At 66.4% G+C, this 12,138-nt stretch carries 11 protein-coding genes; all 11 read left to right on the forward strand.

Annotated features, from left to right (window positions below; genetic code table 11):
* Positions 1-72 precede the first annotated feature (72 nt).
* Complete coding sequence (locus E4O86_RS04050; RefSeq protein ID WP_205520686.1) at positions 73-1,083, forward strand: TRAP transporter substrate-binding protein; 1,011 nt, start codon at positions 73-75, stop codon at positions 1,081-1,083.
* Between the two features lie 152 nt (positions 1,084-1,235).
* The gene (locus E4O86_RS04055) at positions 1,236-2,825 is read left to right on the forward strand and encodes a class I adenylate-forming enzyme family protein (RefSeq protein WP_161139233.1); all 1,590 of its coding nucleotides are present in this window, start codon (positions 1,236-1,238) and stop codon (positions 2,823-2,825) included.
* A complete protein-coding gene (locus tag E4O86_RS04060; RefSeq protein WP_161139234.1) occupies positions 2,822-3,691 on the forward strand; it encodes a cyclase family protein in 870 nt (289 codons plus the stop codon). The genes E4O86_RS04055 and E4O86_RS04060 overlap by 4 nt, the downstream gene beginning before the upstream one ends.
* A gap of 18 nt (positions 3,692-3,709) precedes the next feature.
* Positions 3,710-4,897, forward strand: a complete 1,188-nt coding sequence (locus E4O86_RS04065) for a CaiB/BaiF CoA transferase family protein (protein ID WP_161139235.1) — start codon at positions 3,710-3,712, stop codon at positions 4,895-4,897.
* Positions 4,888-6,057 (forward strand): thiolase C-terminal domain-containing protein, encoded by a 1,170-nt coding sequence (locus E4O86_RS04070; protein WP_161139236.1) that lies wholly within the window; start codon positions 4,888-4,890, stop codon positions 6,055-6,057. Before E4O86_RS04065 ends, E4O86_RS04070 begins: the two co-directional genes overlap by 10 nt.
* Positions 6,054-7,232, forward strand: a complete 1,179-nt coding sequence (locus E4O86_RS04075; protein ID WP_161139237.1) for a thiolase family protein — start codon at positions 6,054-6,056, stop codon at positions 7,230-7,232. Before E4O86_RS04070 ends, E4O86_RS04075 begins: the two co-directional genes overlap by 4 nt.
* A 17-nt stretch (positions 7,233-7,249) precedes the next feature.
* Entirely contained in the window at positions 7,250-7,708 is a 459-nt protein-coding gene (locus E4O86_RS04080) for a Zn-ribbon domain-containing OB-fold protein (RefSeq protein ID WP_161139238.1), read from the forward strand.
* Between the two features lie 59 nt (positions 7,709-7,767).
* The gene (locus E4O86_RS04085) at positions 7,768-8,925 is read left to right on the forward strand and encodes an acyl-CoA dehydrogenase family protein (protein ID WP_161139239.1); all 1,158 of its coding nucleotides are present in this window, start codon (positions 7,768-7,770) and stop codon (positions 8,923-8,925) included.
* A 104-nt stretch (positions 8,926-9,029) separates the two neighbouring features.
* On the forward strand, positions 9,030-9,659 hold the full coding sequence (locus E4O86_RS04090; protein ID WP_161139240.1) for a TetR/AcrR family transcriptional regulator: 630 nt from the start codon (positions 9,030-9,032) through the stop codon (positions 9,657-9,659).
* Positions 9,660-9,709: 50 nt separating this feature from the next.
* Positions 9,710-10,876, forward strand: coding sequence for a CaiB/BaiF CoA transferase family protein (locus tag E4O86_RS04095; protein WP_161139241.1), 1,167 nt, complete (start codon positions 9,710-9,712; stop codon positions 10,874-10,876).
* A gap of 175 nt (positions 10,877-11,051) precedes the next feature.
* A complete protein-coding gene (locus E4O86_RS04100; RefSeq protein WP_205520687.1) occupies positions 11,052-12,092 on the forward strand; it encodes a TRAP transporter substrate-binding protein in 1,041 nt (346 codons plus the stop codon).
* The last annotated feature ends 46 nt before the right edge of the window (positions 12,093-12,138 follow it).

Below are 12,138 nucleotides of genomic sequence, written 5' to 3' on the forward strand. Positions count from 1 at the left end.
GGCAAGGCGGCGAGAGGGCCCTGGATCTCACAGGAGGAAATCAGGATGAGATTCGTTTCGACGCGCCTGGGCGTGACGCTCCTGGGCATGGCGGCTGCACTGGCCGTGGGCGTGGGGTCGGCCGCGGCGCGGACGGTGATCCGCTATTCGCCGTGGCTCCCGGCCCACCACGCCGTGCATGACGGGCTGATCCGCCCCTGGATCAAGGAAGTTGAGCGGGTGACGGAGGGCCGGGTCTCGGTCGAGTTCCTGCCCAAGGCGGTGGGTACGGCCGCCAGCCAGTTCGACGTCGTCCGCGACGGCCTCGCCGACATGGGCGTCATCCTGCCGGGCTACACGCCGGGCCGTTTCCCGTTGCTCGAAATGGGCGAACTCCCGCTTCTGTCGAGCGATGCGGCTGTGATCGCGCCGGCCTTCTATCGGTCCTATTTCAAGCATTTCGCGGCGCTGGAACCGCTTAAGGGCACGCATGTGCTGACGATCTTCTCCACGACGCCGAACCAGCTCGTCACCGACACGAAGATCATCGAGACGCTCTCCGATTTCAGCGGGCTCAAGCTGCGCGCGCCGACCGTCACCAGCATCCCCATCATCAATGCGCTTGGCGCGGTGCCGGTACAGAAGCCGGTCTCGGAAATGTACGAGCTGGCCTCAACCGGCGTGGTGGACGGCACCTTTTTCGCCGCGACGGCGATCAACGACTGGAAGCTCGCCGAGCTGCTGCCCTACATGACCAAGGTTCCCGGCGGTATCGGCCAGCCGGTGATGGCCTTCCTGGTCAACGAGGCGACCTGGAACTCCATTTCCGAAGAGGACCGCAAGGCGATCATGGAGGTTTCCGGCGAGAAACTCGCCGCCGCCGCGGGAAAGAACTACGCCGAATCGGAGGAGGCCGCTTACGCCAAGCTCAAGCAGGCGGGTGTAACCATCCAGGACGCCAGCCCTTCGCTCGTCCAGGAACTGAAGCAGGCGCTCGCGCCTGTCGAGGCCGAATGGGTCGCCAAGGCCAAGGCGAACGGGCTGGAAGATCCCGCCGCGGTCCTGGCCGAATTCCGCGCCGATATGGCGGAAGCCGAGAAATAGGATCGGATCAAACTCCGTCGCCGCGGGTTCCAGGCGCGGCGGGGGGCACTTTCGGACTTGTGTACCGACCGGAAGAAAGATATACCAATCGGTAATCGGCTCCTGATTTCGTCAGATGGCCGAACGGGCAGTTCGATCAATACGACATTGGCATGAATCCTCCCTTCAGCAGAACCTATCCTGACCTTCTGCGCGAAAACGCGGCGTGCCGCGGCGATGCCCCGGCCGCCATCTGCGGTGATCGGACCGTGACCTATGCCGAACTCGCCGCGCGCGCGGCGAGCGTGTGCGCCCGGCTACGACGCCTCGGCATCCGGCGCGGCGCCCGGGTCGGCATGATCATGAGCAACCGCATCGAGTGGCTGGAGATCTGCTTCGGCGCGTCGATGGCGGGCGCGGTGGTGGTGCCGTTCAGCACCTGGTCGACGCGCAAGGAACTGGAATTCCTGCTGCCCGATTCGCGGGTGGAAGTGCTCTTCTCGCTCGCCCGGTTCGGTGACCGCGACTTCCTCTCCGACCTGACCGAGATCGATGTCGGCGACATCGATGTGGTGATCGTCGGAGCCACGGGCGGGCTTCCCGACGGCTTCGGCGACTTCGCCAGCTTTTCCGAGGAAGTTGCGAGCCACGATCTGCTGCCGCCCGGCGAAGGGCCGACCGCGGATGACGACGCCCTGGTCCTCTATACGTCCGGCTCGACCAGCGCGCCGAAGGCCGTTCGCCTGAAGCAGCACGGCGTGGTCGAGAACGGCTTCAATATCGGTGAGCGCCAGGGCCTGCGTCCCTCCGACCGCGTGCTTCTTTCCGCGCCGCTATTCTGGTCCTATGGCGGAGCGAACGCGCTGCCGGCGGCATTCACCCACGGCGCCTGTCTGGTGCTGCTCGAGAAGTTCGATCCCGCCGCCGCGCTCGACGCGATCGAAAGGTTGGGCTGCACCGCGATCTACACGCTGCCGGCCATGACCAGCGCAATGGTCCGTCAAGAGGGTTTCAACCTGAAGCGGACCGCGAGCCTGCGCACCGGGCTCACCATCGGCAGCCCGCAGGAATTCATGGTTGCCGTCGAGAAGCTCGGCGTGCCCGAGCTCTGCAACATCTACGGCGCGACTGAGACCTACGGCAATTGCGCCGTCACCTGGCATTACTGGCCGGTGGCGCGCCGCGCCGCCTGCCAGGGTTTTCCGCTCCCCGGACAGGAGTTCCGCTTCCGCGACGAGGAAACGGGCGAGTTGGTCGCGCCCGGACAGCCGGGGCTGTTGGAGGTGCGCGGCTACATCACGCCGGGCTATTCGGGCAAGAGCGCCGAACTCAACGCCAAGGTCTTCACCGATGACGGCTTCTACTGCACGGGCGATCTCGGGCGGCTCGACGCCGACGGCGCGTTCGTCTTCGTGGGCCGCAGCACCGAGATGATCAAGCGCGCCGGCATCAACGTCTCGCCGGCCGAGATCGAAGAAGTGCTGCTGCAGCACGACAAGGTCGCCCGCGCCGCGGTGATAGGCGTGCCCGACATGGAGCGCGGCGAAGTGATCGTGGCCTTCGTGGTTGAGAACCCGGGCGCTGGCGTCTCGCCGGAGGAACTGGTGCGGCACCTGAAGGGGCAGCTTTCCAAGTACAAGATCCCCGACCGGATCGAGATCTGCGATGCGCTGCCGCTGACCCCGACCGGCAAGCTCCATCGCAAGCAGCTCAAGGCGAGCGCCATCGCGCTGGCCGGCGGCAAGGCGGAGGCCTCCTCGTGAAGGAAGCCTGGGCGAGATGGGGCGAGGAGGACGAGGCCGGCGCGGTCAACGCCATCGGCGCGCGGCAGGTCTGCGACGCCGCGGCACTGGTGCGCGAGGGCAGGGCCTTCAACCTCGCCCAGCCGATCTCCGGCGCGACCGCGGTGCCCAAGCATCGCTCCGGCATCCTGCATCTTCTGGGCCGTGACGGCGGCGACTATGCCGCGGGAGCCCGGCGGCCGGGCGGGTTCCAGTTCTCCGAAGACACCATCGTGATGCCCGTCCATTCCGGCACCCATATCGATGCCTTGTGCCACTGCTGGTATGACGACCAGCTCTATAATGGCTTTTCCGGCGACACGGTGCGCAGCTTCGGCGCCGGCCGCTGTGGCGTGGACAAGCTTCCCCCGCTCGTGACCCGCGGCGTGCTGCTCGACTGCGTGCGTGCCAATGGAGGCGAACTTGTCGACGGCGCGAGCATCGGCCTCGACCTCGTCCGCAAGGCCCTGGCGGCAGCGGAAGCCGAGCCGCGCGAAGGCGACGCGATCCTCATCCGGACGGGATGGCAGGAGCGGCAGGCGCCGGGCGCGAACGTCGATTTCAATGCCGAGCCGGGCATCGATGTCGAAGCGGCGGAATTCCTGGCCGAAAGCGGCGTGTCGGTCGTCGGCGCGGACAATTTCGCGCTCGAGGCGTTGCCTTTCCCGCAGGGCAAGGTGTTCCCGGTGCACCAGCGCCTGATCCGCGACTACGGCATTCCGATCCTCGAAGGCCTCGTGCTCGGCGAACTGGCGCAGGCCGGCGCGAAAACCTTCCTGTTCTTCTGCGCCCCGCTGCGGATCGTCGGCGGCACGGGCAGCCCGGTCGCGCCGGTGGCGGTGCTGTGACGGGCGGGAGGCGATCCGATGTCTGAGCTCGGGGGATTTCTGCGCGGCGTCAGGGTGCTGGACCTGTCGCAATATATCCCGGGTCCGATGGCGAGCCTGTTCTTGGCCGACATGGGCGCGGAGGTGCTGAAGATCGAGCCGCCGCAGGGCGACGAGATGCAGCGTCTCGGACCCCGCGACGCCGAGGGCCGGCCGGTCTTCTATGGCACCATGAACGCCGGCAAGACCGTGATGCGCATGAACCTCAAGGACGATGCCACGCGTGCGCTCTTCCTGGAGATGGTGTGCGACGCCGACGTCGTCATCGAGGGCTTCCGCCCCGGCGTCATGAAGCGCCTGGGGATCGACTATCCGGTGCTCAAGCGCGCCAATCCGGCGATCATCCTGTGTTCGATCAGCGGCTACGGCACGAACGCCTCGCAGCGCTCGATGGCCGGCCATGACGCCAACTACCTGGCGATGATGGGTGTGCTCGACCGCAACGGCGGCGACAGTCCGGCCTTTTTCGACCCGCCGGTCTCCGATGTCGCCGGATCGCTGTTCGCGGCCATGATCATCCTGGGTGCGCTGCACGGGCGCAACCGCACTGGCGGGGGCTGCGAGATCGACTTGGCGCTCGCCGACACCGTGATGCCGCTGCAGATGATGCAGGTCGCCGATCACGGCGCCAACGGCACGGTGCCGAAGCGCGGCACGACCTATCTCAACGGCGGGGCGGCCTACTACCAGGTCTACCGCACCGGCGACGGCCGCTTTGCCGTATTGGCTGCCGTCGAGCCGAAGTTCTGGCGGGCTTTCTGCGGGGCCGCCGGCCGGCCGGACTGGATCGCCCGCCACGACGATTCCTTCCCGCAGCAGGCGTTGCGGCAGGAAGTGCAGGACTTTTTCAGCCGGATCGACAGCGCCGAGGCGGCCGACCGGTTCGGATCGGTCGACTGCTGCTTCACCCTCGTGAAGGATCTCGGCGAGGCCCTGGCCGGGAAACAGGTCGACGAGCGCAGGCTGGTGCGCAGGGGACCTGCGGGCGATCTGCAGGCGCTGCTGCCCGTCTGGATCAACGGCGAGCCGCCGGCATCGCGCCCGGCGACGGTCGTGGCCGGCAATTCCGAAACCGCCAATGGCGAGTACGCCAGGCGCGCCTCCGCGCTCGCCGGTGGCGAGCCGGCGGCCGAATCCGATGAAGCAAGAGGAAAGTCATGGCCCTGAACCGGAAGACTGCGGTCATCGGGAGCGCGATATTCGCTCCGGTGACGCGGCAGGATCGAGCGCTTGAAGAGATCCTGTACGAGCTAGCCCAGGCCGCGCTGAAGGACGCCGGCCTCACCATCGATGACATCGACGGCATCGTCGTCGCCTCGAACGACCAGTTCGACGGCCGCGCGATCTCGATCATGGCCGCCTCGGGTTCCGTCGGGGGCGTCGATCGCGACATCCTGTCCACCCCCTCTGCCGGCGAGCACGCCTTCGTCATGGGCGTGCTGCGCATCGCGTCGGGCCAATACGACACGCATCTGATCGTCTCCTGGAGCCCGACCGAGGCGTCGTCGCTGTCGGAGGCGCAGCGCCTCGGCGCCGACCCCTATTTCCACCGCGCCCTGCCGCTGGACGAGCTGTCGAGCAATGCGCTGCAGGCTGCCGCGCTTGCCGTGGCCGCGCCGCAGGCGCATCAGCTGGCACCGCGGATCGCCGCGCGCAACCGGGCCAACGGCGCCCATGCCTATCCGGACGCAGCCAAGGCCCCGGCCGGCGAGGCGGAGATCGCATCTTCCGAGGCGATCCGCTGGCCGGTCCGCAAGGGCATGGTGTCCGAGCCGATCACCGGCGCCGTCGCATTGGTGATCGCCTCGGAGGACTTTGTCGACAAGCACGGCATCGAGAATCCCGCCTGGGTGCGCGGCATGGGCTGGGCGACGGAAGCGGGCTTCCTCGGCGACCGCGAGCTGTCCAAGGCGCCGGCGCTGGAGGAAGCGGCGCGGCGGGCCTATGAGGAGGCCGGCATCTCGGACCCGCGCCAGTCGCTCGACCTCGTCGAGCTCACCGACGTCACGCCCTACCAGGAGCTGCTGTCCTACGAAGCGCTCGGCCTGTCGAAGCCGGAAGCGTGGGAGGCCGATCTCGGCTCCGGCATATTCGACCGGACCGGCAAGGTGCCGATCAACCCGTCGGGCGGAATCGTGACGTTGAATCCCGTTTTCTGCACCGGGCTGATCCGGATCGCGGAAGCGGCCGGGCAGGTCCGTGGCAAGGCCGGCCGGCATCAGATCAAGGGCGCCCGCACGGCGCTCGCCCATGCGGCGAGCGGCTTCGCGATGATGTACCAGACCGTTCTCGTGCTGGGCGCCGAACGAGAAGGAGTTCAGGCATGAGCGCGCCGCGCGTTGGAATCATCGGCATAGGCCAATCGGAATTCCGCTCCCGCCGCGACGATTCGAGCTATCCCGACCTCGTCCGGGAGGCGGTCGCCAAGGCGATGACCGAGGCGCAGCTCGACTTCGATGACATAGAGGCAATCGTCTATTCGCTGTCGCCGGACGCGATGGTCGGCATCGGCAATGCCGAGCGGCTCGGCGTAGATGCCGTGGGCGGGCGCGGCAAGCGCTTCCTCCGCATCAACACCGGCGGCGCGACCGGCATATCGAGCGTCGCCGCCGCCTACTACCATGTCGCGGCCGGCGCTTGCGACGTGGTCATGACGGCCGGCGCCGACAAGGTCGGCGAGTGCGGCGATTCCCAGACCGTGCTCAACAAGATCTGGGACCCCCAATACGAGCGGCCGCTGCCGCTCGGCACCATCACCATGCTGGCGATGTCGGGCATCCGCTATGCCGAGAAATACGGCATGACCCAGGAGGACATGGCCCAGGTGGTGGTGAAGAACCGCAAGCACGCCTCGCTGAATCCCCATGCGCATCTGCGCAAGGAGGTCACGGTCGACGAGGTGATGGCCTCGCGCATGATCTCCTGGCCGATCAAGCTGATGGATTGCTGCCCGCAATCGAGCGGCGGCGGCGCGATGATCCTGGCCTCGGAGCGCTACATCAAGGAGAACCGCCTCGACGCGGTGTGGATCACCGGCGTGGGGCACTGCTCGGAAACCTATTACATCGGCGACCGCATGGGCAACGGCTACATGGCCGACCATGCCGACGCCTTCGCCCTGAAGCGGTCCTTCGAGCGCGCTTACAAGATGGCCGGCATCACCGACCCCCGGAAGCAGGTCGACGTCGCCGAGCTCTACGCGCCGTTCTCCAACACCGAATATCACGCGATCGAGGCGGCCGGCCTTGCCGGGCTCGGCGAAGCGGTGGCCCAGGTCAACGAGGGCCGCTTCTCGATCGGCGGCGAGATACCCGTCAACCCGTCGGGGGGCGTGCTCTGCACCAACGCCATCGCGGTCACCGCAATGATCCGCGTCGCCGAGGTCGCGTTGCAGGTCTCGGGACGTGCCGGCGGCCATCAGGTCAAAGGCGCGAAGCTCGGTATCGCCAGCGGCAATGGCGGCGATCATCAGTTCTTCGGCACCATGGTCGTCGAAGCTTGAACGAAGGATTTGGAAAGATGGAACTTCTGAAGCGTCAGGAAGACTGGAAGATCACGTACACGCATGCGCTCGGCGAGGTGGCCAGCTGGTTCTTCGTCCAGATCCGCGACAACGCCAAGATCTTCGGCCGGCGCTGCGGCGATACCGGCCGGGTGCTGGTGCCGCCGCGGGCCTTCTCGGACCAGACGCTCGAGCCGACCACGGAATGGGTCGAGGTCGGGCCGGGCGGCAAGATCGAGACCTTCACGATCGTCTACGAGCCCTTCAATAACCTGCCCGAGCCGCCCTACGCCTTCGGCTACGTCCTGCTCGACGGTGCCGACACCGCGCTCGGCGGCTATTTCAGGGGCGTCGACCTCGCCGATCCGGCCGCCGCGGCCGAGAAGCTCAAGATCGGCACGCGTGTCGTGACCAAGTTTGCCGACAAGGACAAGCGCAAGGGCGACATGCTGGACTTCTGGTTCGAACTCGCCTGAGCCGACTGAAACTGACCGGGGCCGGCGCTCCCGCCGGCCCGGCTCCCGGATGGAAAACGATGATACCGCGCAGCATTCTCTCCGACGACCACGAGATCTTCCGCGACGCGGTGCGCCGCTTCATCGCGGAGGAGATCACGCCGAATTACGCGGCGTGGGAGAAGGCTGGCATCGTGCCGCGCGAGGCATGGCTGAAGGCGGCCGCGTCCGGCTTCCTGTGCATGACCATTCCCCAGGAATATGGCGGCGCCGGAGCCGACTTCCTGTACAGCGCGATCATGATCGAGGAGATGGCGCGCGCCGGGGCCACCGCGCCGGCTTACTATCTCCATTCCGACATCGTGGCGCCGTACATCCTCCATCACGGCACCGAGGAGCAGAGGCAGCGCTGGCTGCCGAAGATGGTTGCCGGGGAAATCGTGACTGCGCTCGGCATGAGCGAGCCCTCCGGCGGCAGCGACGTGCAGAACATCAAGACGACCGCGCGTCGCGAAGGCGACGAATACGTCATCGACGGCCAGAAGGTGTTCATCACCAACGGGCATTCGGCCGATCTGGTGGTGCTGGCCTGCAAGACCGATCCGACTGCGCGCGGCCGTGGCGTGAGCCTGATCCTGGTCGAAACGGACCGGCCGGGCTTCCAGCGTGGCCGCATGCTGGAGAAGATCGGCTGCAAGGGGCAGGACACCGCCGAGCTGTTCTTCTCAGGTCTCAGGGTTCCTGTCTCCAACCTGCTCGGCGAGGAGAACCGCGGCTTCTACGTGCTGATGAAGGAACTGGCGCAGGAACGGCTGATCCAGTCCATCCGGGCCGTCGCCTCTTCCGAGGCGGCGCTGGAATGGACGCGGGACTACGCCCGGGAGCGCAAGATGTTCGGCCAGACCTTGGCCGATTTCCAGAATACCCAATTCAAGCTCGCCGAAATGAAGGCGGAACTCACCATGCAGCGCGTCTTCCTCGACCGCTGCATCGAGCTGCACCTTGAGGGCCGGCTCGATTCGGTCGATGCGGCGATGTCGAAGCTGGTCTCGACCGAGATGCAGGGACGGGTGATGGACCAGTGCCTGCAGCTCTTCGGCGGCTGGGGCTACATGTGGGAATACCCGATCGCACGCGCCTTTGCCGATGCGCGGATGAGCCGGATCGGCGGCGGCAGCGTCGAGGTCATGAAGCAGATCATAGGCAAGGACATGCTGGGCAGCAGGAAATCCGGTTGAGCTCGACGCACTCGCTGCTGGGAGTTGATTGAGGAAGCTGGTGAGGCGGGGCGTTTTCGGCTACACCGGTATTCAGTCATACCAGCGGGGAAAAGGAAGTACCTATGGCACCGCAGCGCAAGGCGCAGCAACTCGGCATCCGCGACGAAGTCGCGGCGCTCAAGCGGTCGCGCACGATCGCCGCTGCGGTCGAGTTATTCTACGAAAAAGGATACGAGAACACGACCCTTGACGCCGTGGCCGAACGGCTCGGCGTGACGAAACCCTTCATCTACGCACATTTCAGCTCCAAGGGCGAACTGCTCGCCGAGATATGCTCGCGCGGCATCGCCTCCTCGCTGGAAGCGATGGACAGCGTTCTGCCGCTGAAGGCAAGCCCGACCGAGAAGCTGCGTGTGCTCGGCGAGCGGTTCGTGAGGGCCGTCCTGACCAGTCAGATGCACATCGCGATCTTCTCCCGCGAGGAAAAGAACCTGGCCGTCGCGGATTTCAACCGCATCAACGACATGCGGCGCGATTTCGACCGCAAGCTGACCGCGCTGCTGCGCGAAGGCATTGAAGCGGGCGAGTTCCACGTCAGCGATGCGCATATGGCGGCGCTGGCAATCGGCGGCATGGTGAGCTGGGCCTATGTCTGGTACCGGCCCGACGGCCGGCTGTCGCTCGACGAGGTGGTGGACCGGATGGCGCTGCTGATCCTCGACATGGTCAACGCCGACACCGGCAAGGGATGAACCCGCGGCGGCGCCCGGTTCGCCGTCGCAACTGATAGCGAAACTGCCTGATGAACAAGAACGGGCCGCTCAGCGGCATACGCGTCCTCGACCTTTCGTCTGTGGTGCTCGGGCCGATGACCGCCCAGTACCTGGGCGACATGGGTGCCGACGTCATCAAGATCGAGTCGCCGGAAGGCGACATCACCCGCTCGATCGGCCCGCGCCGCTCCGAAGGCATGGGCGCGCTGTTCCTGGCCAACAATCGCAACAAGCGCAGCGTGGTGCTCGACCTGAAGCAGGAGGGCTCCGGCGAGGTGCTGCGGCGCATGGCGGCGGGCAGCGACGTTCTCGTCCATTCCATCCGCGCCGGGGCAGCCGCCAAGCTCGGCATTGCCTACGAGGCGATCGCGGAGGCCAATCCGCGCATGATCTACTGCCACCTCCAGGGCTTCGGGCAGGCCGGCCCGTATGCCGGCAAGGCGGCCTATGACGATATCGTGCAGGCGCTGTCGGGGCTCGCGATGTTGCAGAAGATCGCCGCCGGCGAGCCGCGCTACGTGCCCTCCATCATCTGCGACAAGATCACCGCGGTGCATGCGGCCTATGCGATCGCGCTGGCGCTCTTTCACCGCGAGCGCACCGGTGCGGGCCAGAAGGTCGAGGTGCCGATGCTGGAGACGATCGTCGCCTTCAACTCGGCCGAGCATCTCGGCGGCTACATCTTCGACCCGCCTGTCGGGCAGATGGGCTACGAGCCGATCCGGCAGGGGATGCGGCGTCCTTTTCCGACCGCCGACGGCTACATCTGCTTCCTGCCCTACAACGACGCCAACTGGCGCCAATTCCTCACGCTCATCGACCGGCCCGACCTGATGGCGGATCCGCGCTTCAGCACCCAGGCCGGAAGGCAGGCCAATCTCGGCACCATCTGGGCCGAGGTGGGCCGTATCCTGAAGACGCGCTCGACCGGGGAGTGGTTGGAACTGCTCGGCGGCAGCGACATCCCTCACGCGGTCGTCAACGAACTGGAGGACCTGCTCGACGATCCGCATCTCGTCGCCACCGGCTTCTGGGAGATGCACCGGCACCCGAGCGAGGGCGGCATGCGCCTCCCCGCGAGCCCGCTCGCCTTCTCGGAAAGCCCGCCCTCGATCAGGCGGCTGCCGCCCCGGCTGGGCGAGCACACGGCCGAGGTGCTCGCCGAATTCGGCATCGAGCCTCGTCGAGCGCCCTGACGCCGCAGGCCCGAACGGCGTGACGAAGTGCGTTGATTACCGCCGGATATCGTTATATACCAGTCAGTATCTCCGGCCGATGCGTATTCTATACTAATCGGTATTTTCGGCCGATGCGTACTTGCGGGTCGCGGTCAATGCCGCGCGCGACAGGGAGGATCTTATGTCCGTGCACATGAAAACCATACTCAAGACGCTCGGCGTAGCCGCGCTCGCCAATCTCTCGATCGGCCTGGCGACAGCCGGTGCGGCAGCCGAGACGGTGCTGACCTATTCGACCTGGCTTCCGCCGGGCTACGTGCTGAACGAGCCGGTGCTCAAGCCCTGGTCGGCGGAGGTCGAGAAGGTGACGGAAGGCCGCGTCAGGGTCGAATGGCTGCCCAAGGCGGTCGGCTCGGCTGCGGCGCAGTTCGACGTGGTGCACGACGGCCTGGCCGATGTGAGCATCATCCTGCCCGGCTACACCCCCGGCCGGTTCCCGATCATGGAGATCGGCGAACTGCCGCTGCTGGAGAACGATCCGGCCGTGTTGTCGCCCTCCTTCTACCGGGTCTACGACCAGTATCTGAAGCAGCTCAAGCCGTTCGAGGGAACGCATGTGCTGTCGATCTGGGCCAGCACGCCAACCCACATCGTCAACGACAGCGCCATCATCACCGATGTGGCGCAGCTCAAGGGCATGAAGATGCGGGCGCCCAGCGCCACCGCCGTCGCCATCATGAACCAGCTCGGCATCGTGCCGATCCAGAAGCCGGTCTCGGAGATGTACGAACTCGCCTCGACCGGCGTCGTCGACGGCACCTTCTTCCCGTTCAACCCGATCCTCGACTGGAAGGTCCAGGACATCTTCAAATACGTCACCGTGGTTGATGGCGGCCTCGGCCAGTCCGTGCTCGCCCTCCTCGTGAACGAGCGGAAGTGGAACGCGATCTCGGAAGAGGACCGCGCCGCGATCATGGAGATCTCCGGCGAGAAACTCTCGCTTGCGGCCGGCAAAGTGTATGCCAAGGGCGAGGAGACGTCGCGCAAGGCGCTCGAGGAGGGCGGCGTGACGATCAAGGACGCCAGCGCCGAGCTGATGACGCAGATCGAGAAGGCGCTCGAACCGATCGACCAGGCCTGGATCAAAAAGGCCGAAGAGGAAGGGCTCGCCAATGCCGGCGAGGTGCTGAAAGCCTTCCGCGCCGAGCTCGACAAGGGCGCCGGCGCCAACTGACCCCACCCAGGCACGGGCTTTCCGGCGGCGAGGCTGCTGCCGGAAA

This window comes from Propylenella binzhouense, assembly GCF_009866965.1.
Taxonomy (GTDB): Bacteria; Pseudomonadota; Alphaproteobacteria; order Rhizobiales; family Afifellaceae; genus Propylenella; species Propylenella binzhouense.